14 protein-coding genes are annotated in these 17,172 nt (G+C 64.9%); 2 read left to right on the top strand and 12 right to left on the bottom strand.

Annotated features, from left to right (window positions below; translation table 11 throughout):
• Positions 1-191 precede the first annotated feature (191 nt).
• From A3A5_RS0113295 to A3A5_RS0113280, 3 genes are all read right to left on the bottom strand, one after another.
• Complete coding sequence (locus tag A3A5_RS0113295; RefSeq protein WP_026200748.1) at positions 192-791, bottom strand: TMEM175 family protein; 600 nt, start codon at positions 789-791, stop codon at positions 192-194.
• Positions 792-803: 12 nt separating this feature from the next.
• On the bottom strand, positions 804-1,532 hold the full coding sequence (locus A3A5_RS0113290; RefSeq protein ID WP_026200747.1) for a YoaK family protein: 729 nt from the start codon (positions 1,530-1,532) through the stop codon (positions 804-806).
• A 312-nt stretch (positions 1,533-1,844) separates the two neighbouring features.
• On the bottom strand, positions 1,845-2,543 hold the full coding sequence (locus tag A3A5_RS0113280) for a hydrolase (RefSeq protein ID WP_018311058.1): 699 nt from the start codon (positions 2,541-2,543) through the stop codon (positions 1,845-1,847).
• A 719-nt stretch (positions 2,544-3,262) separates the two neighbouring features.
• Here A3A5_RS0113280 and A3A5_RS0113275 point away from each other — a divergent pair.
• Positions 3,263-4,531 (top strand): patatin-like phospholipase family protein, encoded by a 1,269-nt coding sequence (locus tag A3A5_RS0113275; protein ID WP_018311057.1) that lies wholly within the window; start codon positions 3,263-3,265, stop codon positions 4,529-4,531.
• A gap of 251 nt (positions 4,532-4,782) precedes the next feature.
• On the opposite strand, the gene A3A5_RS0113270 is transcribed toward A3A5_RS0113275, so the two are convergent.
• Genes A3A5_RS0113270 through rpoD form a run of 4 tightly spaced genes read right to left on the bottom strand, consistent with a single transcriptional unit; the run spans position 4,783 to position 12,038 of the window.
• Positions 4,783-7,611 carry an Hsp70 family protein gene (locus A3A5_RS0113270; protein ID WP_018311056.1) on the bottom strand — a complete coding sequence of 943 codons (2,829 nt, stop codon included), beginning with the start codon at positions 7,609-7,611 and terminating at the stop codon, positions 4,783-4,785.
• On the bottom strand, positions 7,586-9,433 hold the full coding sequence (locus A3A5_RS0113265) for an Hsp70 family protein (protein WP_018311055.1): 1,848 nt from the start codon (positions 9,431-9,433) through the stop codon (positions 7,586-7,588). The genes A3A5_RS0113270 and A3A5_RS0113265 overlap by 26 nt, the downstream gene beginning before the upstream one ends.
• Positions 9,433-10,011: a DUF2760 domain-containing protein gene (locus tag A3A5_RS0113260; RefSeq protein ID WP_018311054.1), complete on the bottom strand. Its 579-nt coding sequence runs from the start codon at positions 10,009-10,011 to the stop codon at positions 9,433-9,435. The genes A3A5_RS0113265 and A3A5_RS0113260 overlap by 1 nt, the downstream gene beginning before the upstream one ends.
• Before the next feature lie 56 nt (positions 10,012-10,067).
• Positions 10,068-12,038: an RNA polymerase sigma factor RpoD gene (gene rpoD, locus A3A5_RS0113255; protein ID WP_026200744.1), complete on the bottom strand. Its 1,971-nt coding sequence runs from the start codon at positions 12,036-12,038 to the stop codon at positions 10,068-10,070.
• 324 nt (positions 12,039-12,362) lie between these two features.
• Between rpoD and A3A5_RS0113250 the strand changes: the two genes are divergently transcribed.
• Complete coding sequence (locus A3A5_RS0113250) at positions 12,363-13,208, top strand: class II glutamine amidotransferase (RefSeq protein WP_018311052.1); 846 nt, start codon at positions 12,363-12,365, stop codon at positions 13,206-13,208.
• A 53-nt stretch (positions 13,209-13,261) separates the two neighbouring features.
• Here A3A5_RS0113250 and A3A5_RS0113245 read toward each other — a convergent pair whose 3' ends face one another.
• From A3A5_RS0113245 to A3A5_RS0113225, 5 genes are all read right to left on the bottom strand, one after another.
• Positions 13,262-13,513 (bottom strand): hypothetical protein, encoded by a 252-nt coding sequence (locus A3A5_RS0113245; RefSeq protein ID WP_026200743.1) that lies wholly within the window; start codon positions 13,511-13,513, stop codon positions 13,262-13,264.
• Positions 13,514-13,654: 141 nt separating this feature from the next.
• Positions 13,655-15,031 (bottom strand): MFS transporter, encoded by a 1,377-nt coding sequence (locus tag A3A5_RS0113240; protein WP_018311050.1) that lies wholly within the window; start codon positions 15,029-15,031, stop codon positions 13,655-13,657.
• A gap of 39 nt (positions 15,032-15,070) precedes the next feature.
• A complete protein-coding gene (locus A3A5_RS0113235) occupies positions 15,071-16,336 on the bottom strand; it encodes an NAD(P)/FAD-dependent oxidoreductase (protein ID WP_018311049.1) in 1,266 nt (421 codons plus the stop codon).
• A gap of 31 nt (positions 16,337-16,367) precedes the next feature.
• The gene (locus A3A5_RS0113230) at positions 16,368-16,682 is read right to left on the bottom strand and encodes a non-heme iron oxygenase ferredoxin subunit (protein ID WP_018311048.1); all 315 of its coding nucleotides are present in this window, start codon (positions 16,680-16,682) and stop codon (positions 16,368-16,370) included.
• 19 nt (positions 16,683-16,701) lie between these two features.
• Positions 16,702-17,172 carry an aromatic-ring-hydroxylating dioxygenase subunit beta gene (locus A3A5_RS0113225; protein WP_018311047.1) on the bottom strand — a complete coding sequence of 157 codons (471 nt, stop codon included), beginning with the start codon at positions 17,170-17,172 and terminating at the stop codon, positions 16,702-16,704.

The following is a 17,172-nucleotide window of genomic DNA, read 5'->3' as shown; positions in this document are numbered from 1 at the left end:
TAGCGAGCAGGTCGCCGATGAGCAGAAATTTCAACTAATAAACACACCGCAAACCAGACCCTGACTGAGCGATTCATGAGGAACGTGCCATGGCCTTATCAACCTAAGGGTGTGACCGTGTCCGGGGACACGGGGGGGGAAATCCAGTGTCCTGGGCTCGTACATCTGGCTCAATCCTGAGCCCCATGCCGTCAGGGTTCATGGGTATTGTTGACGAGCAGATATTTTTCAATGCGAGAATCGGGAACGAACCATACGCCAGCCATTAAGGTCAGTATGAAAAACGAAGCTACGCTGCTGAAAAAACTGGCCAGGATCGCTAATGCGTAGATAGGGATCGAGAGCTTCCCTTTGAGGTCGTTTCCGATGGCTTGCCCAAGTGCGGAATGTTCGCCGTCATACTTGATGATGAGTCTTGTGAGCAGTGAGTAAGAGACGGCGCACATGAACAGGACAAATGCATACATTGCCGTTGGTGTCTGCGCGAAGGCAGATTTTCCAGTCCAGGTGGTGGTGAATGGAATCATGCTTAGCCAAAACAGCAGGTGGAGGTTCGCCCACATAATTTTGCCGTTAATTCCACGGGCAACTTTGAATAAGTGATGATGGTTGTTCCAGTATATTCCGACGTAAACAAAACTTAGCACATAGCCGAAAAAATTAGAGGCATTATTAAGGATGTCTTTAAGCGAAAAGCCTTCCGGAACCTGTAGTTGAAACAACATGAGTGTCAAGCTTACGGAAATGACACCATCGCTGAATGATTCAAGCCTGTTTGTGCTGATGCTCATGATGTCATTCACTCATCTGAATTGGTTGCGAAATGCCATGCGCGCCATATATGCGACGGGAAGTATAAATGGAAGGACACTCCAGAATCCGATCGTCACATAGAGGGATGCACCTAGGAAAGCCCCGATCACAAAGCCGATCACAACACTTGCGCTTTTGAGAAGATCCTGGAAATTGGTGCGTGTCCTGGCACGCAAGTAATTCGACAGATCGATACCCAACTGGGTGGTGTTCCCGGTCATCATGGTGCTGGGGCTGATGTACTTGATCAGTGTCTTGCTGGCAGTATTTCGGACGGCAAGCGCGACAAGGCCGAGGCCTCCAGTCAAAGCAAGGCCCGCGCCATCCGGATTATCGAACGGTTCGAGATACAGGCCGGCGACCATGAAACCCAGCAGGAAGGTCGCTTCAGCAACAAACAGCCTACCTAAGGTCTGGTGGGTCTGGTGGGTCCGCTGGTTGCGGTCAATCAGCATCTTGCTGATGATGACCGTGACAATGAAGAGTGGTATGGCGCCGAGCTTAATCCATAAGCCGGCCCCACCTTTGACGAATGCCGCTCCCGCGAGCACGAGGTTTCCGGTGACGTGTGCGGTGAAGAAGCCCAGCAGCGCAATAAAGCCAATCGTGTCGATGGCGCCGCCCACGATAGTAAGGAGGATTGGCGCTTTGCATATTTCCCAGAGGCTGGGATTTTCGTTTGTTTCTGTATTGTTTGATGCGTTGACGTTTGCGCTCATGGTTGAGATCCATCCTGTAAATGGGTGCAGCGGCCCTTGCACTCGCCCAACTCCGGGCGCTCGGCCGATCCGGCAATGCCGAAGGGTGGCAAACGCTCGCCGCTTGTTTGTCTCGCAGGGGCATGCCCGCGGGGGAAGGTTTCCCCCGCGGAGGGGGCGATCATGCGATCAGCGCGTTGGCGACGATCGCTGCCACCGCTACGCTGGACGTGCTGATGGCCAGCCAGCATCCCAGCAGCAGGGCGCCGTTGGCCACGCTTCGACCTGGAATCATCTTGTGCGCTCCGAGGGATGACTGGTGGCGGACATGCATCAGCGCTCGACGACCGGCGCGTGCACGGGAGCCAGCGATTCGTGCGTGGTTGCCGTGCGTTGCGCGGCCTTGTGGACCATCGTATAGGCATAGTCGACCCCCATGCCATAGGCGCCCGAGTGTTCCTTGGCCACGGCCATCACCTCGTCGTACGTTTCGCGGTTCTTCCAGTCGCGTTGCCATTCCAGCATGACCTGTTGCCAGGTCACGGGCACCACGCCTGCCTGGACCATGCGCTGCATGGCGTAGTCATGGGCATCCTTGGTCGTGCCGCCCGATGCGTCGGCCACCATATAGATTTCGTAGTCGCCCTCAAGCATCGCGCACAACGCGAAGGTAGTGTTGCAGACCTCGGTCCACAGGCCGGCCACGACGATCTTCTTGCGGCCATTGGCGGCCAGCGCGTCGCGCACTTTCTGGTCGTCCCAGGAGTTCATTGAGGTGCGTTCGAGCGTTTGCTTGCCGGGGAAGACGTCGAGCAGTTCGGGGTAGGTATAGCCGGAGAATGAATCGCTTTCGACCGTGGTGATGGTGGTCGGCACGTCGAAGATCTTCGCTGCCTTGGCCAGGCCCACGACATTGTTCTTCATGCTCTGGCGGTCCATCGACTGCACACCAAAAGCCATCTGGGGCTGGTGGTCGATGATGATCAGTTGGCTGTTGCGCGGGGTCAGGACTTCCAGCTTGGCGTTGGACATGGTGCTCTCTCCGATGAAATTTATTCAATAATCTTGAGTTTTTGCATGGCGGCGCTTGGTTCGCTCTGTTGCGTTGTCGCGCCGTCAATTTGAAGAACTATAGCGAGAGAAAGTGCGGAAACAGCTAGCGTGACTTGTAAATATGGTTCAAAAAATTTGATGTTTTGGTGCTATGTGAGACCCCTGGCTCCGGTGGGCGGCTTGATTCCTGGAACTCGCGAGCGTGGAGGCTCCGATAACTTGGAGGCGATTAAAAATGACCGCTAGCGGCGTGGCACCAGGCGAACCAATCAAGGTCGGTCAAGTTAGCATTCAGTACCTGATTGATCTTCGTCCGCCCTCCTGCTTTCCCCCGAAGCTGCTCAGGCGCCATCCGCGGGGCGTGCGGCCCCCATGGAGATGCCGTAACATTCCGAGGGACCCGGACACACCGGGTCCCGGCGGCAACGAAACTCGACCTTCCCTTCCTGGGGCCGCCACCATGCCGAGCCCGTTCCTTACCTAGTCCAATGTGCAAGTTTCAACATGACCACACTCTTCGCCGCAAGAGCGGCCTGCCTTGGCGAGTGGGGGAGGCACGGAGAGAGCGACACGCCTGCGGCAGGGCCTACCGAACTCTGATGCTGCTTCTACTTGCGGGACTCAGTGCCTGCGGGTCGCTTCCTCACAATGCTCCGCGCAATCTGCCTCAGGCCGCGGCTGGCAGCGCATCCGCGGCCATGCGCGAACCCACCGATGTCGCCGGCCAGACAACCGTCGCCATGTCGTTCTCTGGCGGTGGCACGCGAGCCGCAGCCTTCGCCTTCGGCGCTCTGCAGGGGCTCGACGCCATGAGAAGTCCTGGGGGCGCGTCCCTGCTCGACGACATCGCATTCATTAGCAGCGTGTCCGGAGGCTCCATCACTGCGGCGTACTACGGTCTGCACGGCAAGACCAGCCTGGCGACCTTTCGATCAGTGCTCTTGAAGGACGGAGAGGCGGGACTTCGCTTCAGTCTGCTGAATCCGGTCAACCTTGCGCGCCTCTTCGCGGGGGGCCTCAACGATCGGGAAGATCTCCGGACATGGCTCGACGAAGACGTGTTCAAGGGTGCGACGTACGCCGACATATTCCGGCGCGGCAAGCCAATCGTTTGGATCAACGCCACGAATGTCTACTATCGGGTCGCGTTTCCGTTCAGCCAGCTGGCATTCGATGCGCTATGCAGTGATCTCGCGAGCTTTCCCGTTTCCGAGGCCGTCGCCGCATCCATGGCGGTCCCGCTCTTCTTCGCACCGATCGTCCTTCAAAAATATCCTGAGGCTTGTCGTGCACCGCTGCCGAACCTTGACCACGCCCAGAGGCCTGGGCAATCGCTGCTGCTTGGCGCGTTGGCAACCGCCGTTCGCGGTCACCGGGACACTTCAAAGGGAAAGTACATCAAGCTGGTCGACGGCGGGGTGACCGACAACTACGGCTTGGCCACCATTTTGCAAACGCGCCTGCTGCTGGGCACGGCTTACGGTCCCATGAGCGAGAACGACGCGATCAATGTGCGGCGGCTGCTTTTCATCGTTGTTGACGCCGGCCAGGGCCCGCGCGGCGATTGGAACCGAAGCCAGGGTGGCCCATCGGGAATCGAAGTCGCCAGCGCGGCCATCGACGCGGCAATGGCGACCAACGTTCGAATGAGCTATGACGCCTTCGTTCCCATGATGCGGCAGTGGCGCGACGACCTCGTGGCGTATCGGTGTGGGATGGCGCAGTCTCGGCAGCAGGAGATTGCTGCACGCCGCCCAGGCTGGCGGTGCGATGAAGTCGAATTCTTCGTCACGCGGATCTCGTTTGAGGCCCTCGACAAAGAGCGTGCCGCAAGTCTGAACGATCTGCCGACCAGACTTCGTCTGCCCGAGAGGGACGTCGATCGCCTGATCGAGGCGGGAAGGGATGCCATCCTTGGCAACCCGGTGATCCGGGAGTTCGAGCGCGAATCGACCGAGGCGCGATAGTCCCGCGCCACGCGGCGTGGGCGAGGCCGCGTTCTTGCTGCTCGGCCGCGGCGCTCTGGCGGAGGCATGTGTCCGGCATGGCGAGAACGCCCGATATTCCGTTCACGCTTGCCGTCGGGCGCCTGGAGCGCCTTCCGGATTTCCGTTTGCAGGCGCGTAATGACATCGTTCGGCGTGCGCGCTTTGCGCGCTCAGGACGGATTGCTCCCCGCAGACTTGGAATAGGGTTCGAAGCGCAGTGACTTCGAGCCTCACCCCGCGATCAGCTTGAGGCCGGCGGGCAGCGCCTCCCCAAACACCCGTCCCTCGTCCGCGGTATTGAGTTCCACCACTTCGCGCACCATGGCAATCCAGCTTGGCGGCGCGTTGGCGGCTTCCAGCCGGCGCACCACGGTTGCCCGGATCTCGTCAGGCAGGTCCCGGCTGCGATCGCCGGTCATGCGCGCGATCTGCACGGCGGCGAACGCGGCCGGCTCGACCTTTTTCCAGTCGAGGGCCAGGATGGCGTCCACCCATTGGGCGGCGGTCTCGGCCGGCACAACGCTGTGCGCGCTGCCGTAGAACGGCCGGCGCGCGCCGATGCGGCCCACGGCCCACCAGCCCTGGCTGTTTTCGGATGGCTTGCGCAGCCGGGCCAGCAGCCATTCGGCCAGCTCGATCTTGGCGTCGGCGGGAATGCGCTCCAGGGAGCCGGCAAGGCGCACCATATCGGCATAGCCGGACCTGGCGGGCCCGGCGGGCTTCTTGTAGCGGGTGCTGCCGGGTGGCTGCAGGTAGAAGGCCATGTCGTCCAGCAGGCGCAGTTGCGCGCTTTCGTCCAGGCCGCCTGCCGCACGGCGCCACAGCGTCCACCACTCCGACCAGTTCTGGCTTTCGTTGACGTACTGGATGCCCTGGTCGTACTGCGACCAGAGTTGCCCGACGCGCCATTCGTCGAGCGGATAGCCGAACCCCGGGCGCACGCAATAGCCGGCCAGGTTCAGCCACAGGCGTTCATGGTCGGCAGTGCGCCGCCTGCGCCGGGCGCGCTCCCAGAAGGCGCCGAACAGCTCGCGCAGCAGGGCGCTGTCCCATTGCTCGCGCGCACCCAGCAACTGTTCCAGCTGCGCACGCAGGCGCTTGACTTCCTTGGGGCCGACGTCCTGCGAGCGCGCGCCAAAGGTGCGGTCGATCGCCTCCAGGGCCCGGGGCAGGGACGGGTTTGCCGTATCGGGCGCGGTTGCCACCGACTGGGTGTCGTTGCCACGCAACTGGAATTCAAGGCGCCATCGCTGCGAGGCATCCGCAATGTTGATGCAGTGAACCTCGAGCGTGCCGACCTCGGTCAGCGAGGTGGTGATCTGCACCGGCGTTTCCCGCGCGCCGCTGGCGCCGCGCGGCTGCACGACAGTGGCGATCGGCGGCAGGCGGATGAAGTCGCCCGCCGCCAGATCGGTCAGTTGGCCGGGCTGATAGGCCGTGTCGGCGACCGAGGACACCAGGTGGAATTGCACCGGATGGCCGAGGCGCAAGGCGAAGGTGCGGTCGCTGAGGTGGATCTCGTGGCCTTCCTCTGTGCCGCGCGGCAGCAGGCAGATCCCTTGCTGTCCCGACGCGCCATCATCGAGAACAAGAAAGTAGCTGCGCGGCGAGCCACCGCCGATGCGCGGGGCCTGCCCGGCACGTGCCCGGGCATACGCGACCGCGCCCCGGGCCACGGCAACGTCGGGATTGTCGTTGTGCAGGACCTGCAGCGGCGCGCCGCGCCACGCGCCCAGCGTGTCGGCGATGCGGGCGGCCAGCGCCTGCGCCCGGAATACGCCGCCGTTGAGGAGCAGGGTGTCGGGCATCGGCAAGGCATCGGACGGCGCCTGTGGTGCGTCCAGTGCCGCCCGCGATTGCGCGGCGTGCTGGCTCAGGAACGCCGCAACGTGCCGGGTAACGGCCGGGTCGGACGCATACGGCAGGCCGAACTCGACAATCGCGCCCCGTGCGCGCCCCGGCCTTTCGCTGGCCGGCACCTTGGGGAAGAAGCCGTCGACGACCAGCTGTTCAACCTCCTGCCGCGTCACTTCCACCGAGCGTGCGCCGCCGATCAGTCTGGCGCCCGCGCCCAGCAGCGTCACCGCGACCGAGTCCGGCGCCTGCGCGCTGAGCAGCTGTTCCTTGGCGGCGCGGCAGCGCGCGACCAGCTGCGACAGGCCGGCCGCCGACAGCCGCGACGGTGCTGGCCCGCCGGCTCCGAGGCGCGCCTCGACCAGATGCGCCAGGCCAAGATCCATGTTGTCGCCACCGAGCATCAGATGGTTGCCCACGCCGATGCGGGTCAGCTGCGGCTGCCCGTCCTGCATGTCCACCCGGATCAGGGTGAGGTCAGTGGTGCCGCCGCCCACGTCGCAGATCAGCACCAGGCGGGTTTGCGCCAGGTCGGTGTCCAGGCTCTGGCGATGATGGAACAGCCAGTCGTAGAGCGCGGCTTGCGGCTCTTCGAGCAGGCGCAGGGCGGGCAGCCCGGCCAGGCGCGCCGCCTCCAGCGTCAGCGCGCGCGCGCCTTCGTCGAACGAGGCGGGCACGGTGAGGACCACGTCCTGGTCCTCGAGGCGGGCATCGGGAAAACGGTGGTTCCATGCCGCGCACACGTAGCCCAGGTAGCTGGCGCTGGCGACCACCGGCGAGATCTTGTCGAGATCGTCGTCCCCGCCCCATGGCAGGATGGCCGCGGTGCGGTCGACCGAAGCATGCGACAGCCAGCTTTTGGCGCTGGCCACAAGCCTGCCTGGCACCTGCGCGCCGAGCGTGGCCGCCAGGCGGCCGAACACGGTCCGGCGCGCGGCGGCGCTGGCAGCGGATTGCCAGGGCAGTTGCAGGTCGTCGCCGCTGAGTTCGCCCGGTGCCGCGTGGTAGCGCACCGAGGGCAGCAGGGGGCGGGCCGCGACCTCGCCCGGGCTGACCAGCTGATCGATATCGAAGACGCGGATATCGTCGGATCCGGCCTTGGCGTAGGCGACGACCGTGTTGCTGGTGCCGAGGTCGATGCCGACGACGTATTGCTTTGTCGTCGGCCCGGCCGCTTGCTCAGGCATCGGCGCTGCCGCGCACATCGAACTCGACCTTCCAGCGCTCACCGCTGCCGCCGGGCACGGCTTCGAGTTCGAGGGTGCCGGCCTCGGTCACCCGCGCATGCAGCCTGACCGGCACCACTTCGCCTGCGGTGCGGCCTTCGGCTGGCAGGGTCGCCTGGATTTCTTCCAGCTCCTGCAGTTCCTCCGGCCCCCAGTAGTCCAGCAGGGTGCCGACCTGGTCCTGGCGGCGCACCGACGAGCCAAAGAAGCGGAAGTGCACGGGTTCGCCCACCACCAGGCCGAATTCCTGCGGCGGCAGCGCGGCCTCGGTGCCTTCTTCCATGCCGAACGGCGCCACGCACAGGGCCTGGATCGGCGGTTCGAAGCCAGGCACGGCGGGCATCGACGATTCCACGGCGATATAGTAGGCGCGCGCGGTGCCGCCACGAATCCGCACCCCCTTGCCGCGCCGCACGTAGCCGTAATAGGCGGCGCCGCGTGCCACGGCCAGGTCCAGCTCCGCGCCGTCAAGCAGGCGGGCAGGGGCCGCGCCTTGCGCGGCGAGCCAGCCGTTGAGTGTCTGCAGGATACGGTCCGCCAGCAGGCCGGACTTGAACACGCCGCCATTGAAGAGGACGGCGGTCGGGTGGAGGAAGGTCGCGCCTTCCGGCTGTGCGCCTTGCAAGCCTTCGATATCGGCCAGCGCCGCCACCTGCCGGCCCAGGAACGCGGCCAGGTGCCGCGTGATGGCCGCATCCTGTGCATAGGGCAGGCCAAGCTGCGTCAGGCCCGCGCGTGCCCGGCTCACCGGGCGGGCCGAGGCCTCGACTTGCGGGAAGAAGCCTTCCAGGATGGTCTGGGTCAGCTCAGCGCGGGTCAGGTCCGTGCGGATCGAGCCGCCGATCAGCCTGGAGCCCCGGCTGGGCACGACCAGTGGCACGGTATCGGTATCCGGGTCGGTGAGCAGCGTTTCCTTGGCCGCGCGGCAGGCATAGGTCAGCGCGCGCAGTTGCCACGGATCGGCCTGCGTGCCCTGGGCCGCCAGCTTGCGCGCCACCACGTGGGCCAGCGCCAGGTCCATGTTGTCGCCGCCGAGCAGGATATGGTCGCCGACCGCAATGCGATGCAGCTCAAGGTTGCCTTCGCGCTCGATCACGGCGATCAGCGAAAGGTCGGTGGTGCCGCCACCCACATCGACGACGAGGATGATGTCCCCGACCTTTACCTGCTTGCGCCATTGGCCGCCGCTTTTCTGGATCCAGCTATAGAGCGCGGCCTGGGGTTCCTCGAGCAAGGTCATGCGGGCATACCCGGCCGCGGCGGCCGCCTCGGCCGTCAGCTCCCGGGCGGCCGGGTCGAACGATGCGGGAATCGTCACGGTGACGTCCTGCTCGCCAAACGGCGCTTCGGGGTGGGCCTGGTCCCAGGCTTCACGCAGGTGCGTGAGATAGCGCACGGAAGCCTCCAGCGGCGACACGCGCGTCACCTCGGGCGGTGCGTCGTTGGGCAGGACCGGCGAGCGGCGGTCGACGCCGGGATGGCAAAGCCAGCTCTTCGCGCTCGACACCAGGCGGATCGGCGTGGCCGCGCCGCGGCTGCGTGCCAGCTCGCCCACGGCGAAGTCGCGCTCGGCGTTCCACGGCAGCGCCAGGTCGCCTGGGGCGAGTTCGCTGGCGTGCGGCAGGTACAGGAAGGAGGGCAGCAGGTCCAGGTCTTCGATGGCCCCCGGCGCGGTCAGCTGCGTGATGGGCAGGACGCGCTGGCTGGTCTTCTCGCCATCGCTGGCGGCCAGGTCGACGTAGGAGACCGCGCTGTGGGTGGTGCCCAGGTCAATGCCGATGGCATAGCGTGCTTCGCTCATCAAAGCTCCACCTCGGCGGGGGCAATCACGGTGGCGTCATGGCGTTCGGCCACGCGCGGCAGGCGCACTTCCTCGACCTTCCAGCCGCGGTGGCTGATGCTGCCATGGAACGGCGCGCTGCCCACCACGTTGCCGGTCAGGCGGATGGCGGTGGCATCGAAGCCGTCGGCCAGCGTGACACGGCTGCCCTCGGCCTCCTCGCGCACCGGCCGGATGGTGAAGTGCTCGCGCAGCACCCCGCGGCAGCCATCGTGCACCAGGCGGGCGGCGGCACCGATCTCCGTGTCGGAATAGCGTGCGATGTCTTCCTCGACGAAGTCGACGAAGCGAGCGTCGCGCTGGAGCAGCCCCAGCAACTGGAGCGCCGCCACCGGGCTGGCTTCTTTCAGCACGGGTACGGCAGCTTGCGCCATTGGGGCGGGCGCGGGCGCCGATGCCGGCGCCGGCGCCGGGGCGAATCCCTCACCGTCACGCAGGCGCTTGACGCCGGCTGCAAGTTCGCGGTTGCCAAGGATGGCGAAGAAGGTGCCCATGGCAAGCGAGACCCTGCCGAAGAAAGATAGGTTCGAGTCAGTCATCCGAAAGTTCCTGTCTGCTCTGTGTCAGTCGGCCAGGCTGCTGTTGCCGGCGAGTATCAGGCGTCACGCAGGTAGGTGATGAGCTGATCTGCCCGGCTGGGATGCCTCAGCTTCTTCATCGCCTTGCTTTCAATCTGGCGGATCCGCTCGCGCGTGACATCGAACTGCTTGCCGACTTCCTCGAGCGTGTAGTCGGTGGACATATCGATGCCAAAGCGCATCCGCAGCACCTTGGCTTCGCGGGGCGTGAGTTCATCGAGCATCTCCCGCACGACGGCGCGCAGGCCCGCCTGCAATGCGGCGTCGGCGGGCGTGGCCGTGTCCGAGTCGGCAATCATGTCGCCCAGGCTGGTATCGCCGTCCTCGCCAACCGGGGTTTCCATCGAGACCGGCTCTTTCGCGATCTTCATGATCGAGCGAACCTTGTCTTCGGTCATGTCCAGGCGCTCGGCCAGCACGGCCGGATCGGGTTCCTTGCCGGTCTGCTGCATGATCTCGCGCGACAGGCGATTGAGCTTGTTGATCTGCTCGATCATGTGCACCGGGACGCGGATGGTGCGGGCCTGGTCGGCGATCGCCCGCGTGACGGCCTGGCGGACCCACCACGTCGCGTAGGTGGAGAATTTCCAGCCGCGGCGATATTCGAACTTGTCNACCGCCTTCATCAGGCCGATGTTGCCTTCCTGGATCAGATCCAGGAACAGCATCCCGCGGTTCGTGTACTTCTTGGCAATCGAGATCACCAGCCGGAGGTTGGCCTGCGTCATCTCATGCTTGGCTTGCCGCATCTGCCGCTCGGCAGCCAGCATCTTGCGGTTGACACCCTTCAGGTCGGGCAGCGACAGCGCCGCCCGGGCCTGAATGTCGATCAGCTTTTGCTGGTGCGCCTCAAGGTCCGGCAGGGCCCGCGCGACCGCCGCGCTGTACGGACGGGATTGGGCGACAAGCTCCTGCCCCCAGGCCAGGTTGGTTTCATTGCCGGGGAAGCGGGCGATGACCTCCTCACGCTCCATCCCGCAGCGCTCGACCAGCAGCTGGACCACCTGGCGCTCGACCGTGCGCACCTCGTCGACCATGGCCTGGACGTTGGCGCACAGGCGCTCGATGGTTTTCGCGGTAAAGCGGATCGTGCGCAGTTCTTCGCGCACGGCATCCCTTGCGGACAGGAAGGCTGCCGAGCCCGCGCCATTGGCGGCGCTTTCCTGGCACATCAGTTCGAATTGCCCGGTGACGCGCGCGAACCGCTTCAGGCATTCTTCGCGCAGCTGGGCCAGGGCCTTTTCGTTGCTTTGCTGGGTCGACCCTTCGTCGTCGGAGTCTTCGGAATCGTCATCGGCCTCGTCGGCACTATCGACGCTGTCGTCGGTCTCGTCAGCTGCCGCCGCCACGGCTGCTTCGGCAATACTCTCGTCGCTCAGGCCATCGACCAGGTCGTCGATGCTGATTTCATTGCTGGCGACCTTGCCCGACAGCTCGAGAATCGCGGCGATGGTGAACGGGCAGGCCGAGATGGCATGCACCATATTGTTCAGGCCGTCCTCGATGCGCTTGGCGATCTCGACTTCCTGCTTGCGCGTGAGCAGCGTTGCCGAACTCATTTCGCGCATGTACATGCGCACAGGGTCGGTGGTCCGGCCGAACTCGGAGTCCACGGTCGCAAGCGCTACCTCGGCCTCCTCATCGGCCTGGTCGTCCGAGGCCACCGCCGGGCCGTCGCTCAGGAGCAGCGTCTCGGCATCCGGCGTCTGCTCATAGATCTTCACGCCCATCTCGGCGAATGTGCTGACGATGCTCTCCATCGCCGCCGTGTCCGTGAAGTTCTCCGGCAGATGGTCGCTGATATCCGCGTGGGTCAGGTAGCCGCGCTGCCTGCCAAGCTGGATCAGGGCGCGCAATTGCTGGCTACGCGCGGCGGCTTCCGTCGATGGATCAGGCTGCGCCGTTGACCCTGCGCTGGTCTGGCCAAGGTCCTTGACCATGCCTGCTTCTCGTGTCTTAGCTGCCGTTCGTTGTACGCCGCTTGTCATTTACTACTGTTTCCTTCGTGAATCGCGTTTCGACAGCAGCGCGCACGCTCTGCGTGCGGTATCGGGCCTGCTGTCAAGGCTCGTGAGGGTACCGGTGCGGCGAGGGCCGATATCGGACGCCGTGACCATTGGAATCGGGGACGCGTATTCTACAGCCATTGCTGCGTTCTGGCGCCAACCCGCCGTATCCAGGTGGGCCCGGCGCAAGGTTAAGGGTAGCTGGTCCATCACAGCCTGCGCGTGCTTTGCGTTCGCGCGTTGCCGTCCTACAACTGGAAGTGTGGGCCGGAAGCCACCGGGCCGCACCGGTCAAGGAGGAGCATCATGTGCCGCTGGCTGGCTTACTCGGGCAAATCCGTTCCGCTGGAAACGGTGCTGTTCCAGCCGGAACACTCGCTGATCGACCAGAGCCTGAATTCGCGGCTGGGTCATACCACGACCAATGGGGATGGGTTCGGCGTCGGGTGGTATGGACGTCACTCTGAGGTGCCGTTCCGCTACCGCTGCCTGCACCCGGCCTGGAGCGATACTAACCTGCGCGAGACGGCGCGGGCGGTGAGAGCGCCACTTTTTGTTGCCCACGTGCGTGCAGCCACCGGCACCCCCACGCAGGAGACCAACTGCCATCCGTTCCGCTTCGGCCGCTGGCTGTTCGTTCACAACGGCCTGATCCGCGAATACCCCCTGGTGCGGCGCGACCTGATGATGGCCGTGGCGCCGCACCTGTTCCGCTGGATCGAGGGATCGACCGATTCCGAGGTGATGTTCTTCCTGGCCCTGAGTTTCGGCCTGGAGCGCGACCCGGGCGGCGCGCTGGAGCAGATGGCCGGCCTGATCGAGGACGTTGGCCACCGCTACGACGTGCAGTTTCCGCTCAACATGACCGTTTGCGTGACCGACGGCCAGCAGATCGTGGCGGTGCGCTATTCGAGCGAGGCGGACTCGCGCTCGCTGTTCCACAGCACCTCGTTCCGGCAATTGCGCGCGCTTTACCCGGACGATCCGCGCATCATCGCCGCTGGCGACAATGCCTTCCTGGTGCTGTCCGAGCCGCTGATCGAGGTGCAGGGGGTATGGGAGGAGATTCCCGAGGCGACCACCCTGGTGGCCCGGGGTGGCGAGATCGAGCGCAGCTGCTTCGTGCCGCGGCTGCCAGGCCAGTCGGCGTAATGGGGTAAGGGAGTAAGCGACCGCAGCAGGATCGGGCTCTGTAGAACGAGTTCTTACTCGTGACCTCTCACGGCCTTCTTGGTCGCGTGATAGCCCTGTTTGGTGGTATCGGCAATCGCATGGCCGGCCGCCTTCGCGCCGCGGCCAATGGCATGCGCGCCGTCGCGCACCGCATGCCCGGCCTGCTTGCCAGCCGACTTGACGCCGTTCTTGAACCCGCGCGCGTCCTCGGCCACGCTCGCGTGCGCCATCGGGGTGGCCAGGACCACCAATACGACCGCAATGATCGAGGCTCTTGCCTTCATGGTGACAACCTCTTCGATTCTGACTGAACCAGGGTCGGGACCTGAAAGTGATTCCGACGTGGTTCCCATGGGTACATTCTAGCCGTGCCCGTGTCTGTCCCCCAGCAGCGTCAGCCCGCCGGGCCGCGCCGGCTTGGGGAATCAGTTCCGGTCGGCGATGGACAGCCCGACCGGTGACGCAGGCATCCCGGCGCTCATTTCGTCGTAGCGGGCGGATGCTGAGCGCCTGTGATCGATCAGCAGGACCGCGCCCATGCCAATCACGGCCGGAATGGCGATTGCGATGAAGTTCTGCTGCAGCGGGAGTTCCATGGCGACGAGTACCCCGATGACGATTGGCGCGAGGATCGCTCCGCTGCGGCCGATGCCCAGGGCCCATCCAAGTCCGGTGGAACGGATGGCGGTCGGGTAGAACTGCCCGGTGTAGGCATTGGCCACGATCTGCGTGCCGATCGTCGACGCGCCGGCCAGGCCCACCACGACGAATAGCAGCCCGGTCGGCATCCTGATTCCGAGCAGCGTGATCGAGACCGCGGCCAGCGCGTACATGGCGGCGAGCACGTACTTGATGTGGTATCGGTCGGCAAGCCAGCCGCCACCCACTGCACCGATCATCGCGCCGAGGTTGAGGACCAGCACGAACGTCAGCGCTGAACCCAGGCTGTAGCCGGCGCCCGCCATCAGCCTGGTCAGCCATGAACTCAGCGCGTACACCATGAAGAGGCACATGAAGAACGCGATCCAGAACATGATGGTGCTGAAGCCGCGGCCCTCATGGAACAGGTGCCGGATCGGCGCGCTGGCTGCCTTGTCCTGCGCCGGCACGGCGAGGCGGTCGGTGGCCGACCACCGCTGGTCCGGTGCAAGCCTGGAGACGATGCGCCGCAACGCTTCGTCGTCGCCCCTGGCCAGCAGGAACGGCATCGATTCGGGCAGCGACCTGAGCATGACAGGGATAAGGAGCACGGGCAGGCCGGCCGCCAGGAAGACCGACTGCCAGCCGTAGGCCTCTATCAGGCTCTTGCCGAGGAGCGCCGCCAGGATCCCGCCCACGGCATAGCCGCTGAACATCACGGTGACCAGGGTCGCCCGGATCTTCTTCGGCGCGTACTCGGTCATTTGCGCGACCACATTCGGCATGACGCCGCCGATGCCGAGCCCGGCCAGGAAGCGGGCCATGCTGAACAGCAGCGGGTCCTTGACCAGGCCGGCCGCGGCGGTGAAGACGCTGAACAGGGTGACGCATATTGCGATCGTCCAGCGGCGGCCGATCCGGTCCGCCATGGTCCCGAGGAAGATCGCGCCAAACACCATGCCGAACAGCGCGGAACTGACCATGAGCCCCGCCTGGGTCGGGGCGACGCCGAGGTCCTTCATGATCGAAGGCAGCGCAATACCCACGACCGCGAGGTCATAGCCGTCGAAGATGATGATGAGTGCGCACCAGAACAGCACGAGCGCATGGAAGCGGTTGAAGCGGGCGGCGTCGGCCAGCTTGTGGATGTCGATTTGCTGCATGGGGGCTTGTCTCCGGTCGGTCTGTTCTTATGGCTGGGCTTACTGCTTTGACATCGGCACGTTCAGGTCGGCAAGGCGGCTGGCATCGACCGGCTTGCACTGCTCGATGTGGCGGCGCGCGAAGCGCAGGTCGCGCGCCGCGTTGGACCCGAGCGCGGCCTTGACCACATCGCCGTCCAGGTAGAACAGCATGAAGCTGTCCGCGCCGGGGGTGTCGCGTGCCACCACGCGGTGCGAGGGAAGGGGGATGCCATGGATCTGCAGGTTCATGCCATACTGGTCCGACCAGAACCACGGCAGCGGTTGATAGTCGACGGCGAGACCGAGCGCCGCGCGCGCGGCGGCAATGCCCTGTTCCTGGGCGTTCTGCCAGGATTCCAGCCGCAGGCGCCGGCCGGCCCACGGGTTGGGCGTGACCGCGACGTCGCCCGCGGCGAAGATGTCGGGGTCGGACGTGCGGCAACTTGCGTCGACGACCACGCCGCCGTCGCACTCCAGCCCGGCTTCCCGGGCAAGCTCGTCGTTCGGCACGAGACCGACACCCGCAACGATGGCGTGGCAAGCCAGCGTGCTGCCATCGGCCAGCGTCACGACGGACCGGCCGCCGGTGCCGGGGGCGATGCCGGTGACGTTGGCGCCGAGCATGACACGGGTGCCATGCGAGGCATGCAGCCCGAGCAGGTGCTCGGAGAGTTCCGGCGGCACGGTGCGCTCGCATAGCCGGCTCTGGGCTTCGAGCACGGTGACTTCGGCACCTTTCCGGCGCGCCGTGGCGGCAACTTCGAGGCCGATCCAGCCACCGCCGATCACCACGATGCTGCGCTCGGGTCGCAACTGCGGCGCCAGGGCCAGGGCATCTCCAATCGTGCGCAATGTATGCACGGCGCCCGTGCCAGCGCCCGGGAGGTTGAGTGCGCGGGCCCTGCCGCCGGTGCACAGGATCAGCTTGTCGTAAGACAACGTCTCGCCATCGGCTATCTCCAGGCGCTTCGCGGCCCGGTCTATGCGGGTGACGCGCGTGTCCAGCCACCACTCCAGCCCGAGCGCTGCGAACGCCTCGGGCTTGAGCAGCCATGTGCCGGCGGGCGCGGCCTCGCCGGCCAGCACGGCCTTGGACAAGGGCGGGCGCTCATGCGGTGGATGGGTCTCGTCGCCGATCAGCACGAGCCGACCGGTGAAGCCCTCGTTGCGCAGCGTCTGGGCGGCCCAGCCGCCAGCCTGCCCGGCGCCGACGATGACGATGGTGGCAGTTGGCGATATTGTTTGCGATATGGCAGTCGCAGTGTCTGAGCGCTCGGAATTCATGCCTGTCTCCTCTGGTTGGTGACGCGACCTCTCAGCCGAGGTCGAGGTACACCTTGTCGCCTTCGATCCGCACCGGATAGGTACGGATGCTCTCTGTCAGCGGGGCGCACATCGCAGCGCCGTTGCGGATATCGAACCTGCCCTGGTGGAGCGGGCATTCGATCTCGTGTCCCTCCAGGAAGCCTTCGCACAGGCGCGCATGGCCATGCGTGCAGATGTTGTCGGTCGCGTAGACGTCACCGTCCACGCCGTACAAGGCGATCTCCTGGCCTTGCACGGCCACGGCGATGACATCGTCCTGCGGGACGTCGGACAGCAGCGCTGCCTCGATCCAGGTTTCGGTCATGAATGACTCCTGATAGAGACTAGATGGGGTAGATCAGCGAGTTGGGAATCATTTCGCTATCGAATACGCAGATGCGCGACGCGAAGCGCCAGCCCGCCGGCGTACGGACGATGGTGTCGAGGTAACGGCCAACGTTGTAGACATCGGTCATCTGGTCGGGCTTGGTGCGCAGCACGGCGTAATTGGTCTCGGCCACGATCCTGTCGGCGTTGGCCTCTCTGATCAGCGGCGCGCCGACGATGTGGCGCTGGTAGTAGGGATCGTGGAACAGGGTCTCGCGAATACCGTAGATGCGGTCCTTGAGCATGCCCTTGCTTTCGAGCGAAAGCGTTGCCAGCGGCAAGCCACGCTCGTGGTTTTCGCGGGGCTGGACCCGGTAGAGGCAATCGTCGGTGAAGAATTCCGGCCAGCGGTCCCATTCGCCGTTGTCCACGGCGGACGTGTAGTCGGCGTGCAGGGAGAGCAGGTCGTAGTAGTCAGCGAAGTTCAT

The organism is Cupriavidus sp. UYPR2.512, assembly GCF_000379565.1.
GTDB lineage: Bacteria > Pseudomonadota > Gammaproteobacteria > Burkholderiales > Burkholderiaceae > Cupriavidus.
This window is presented reverse-complemented; position numbering and strand designations above follow the sequence as displayed.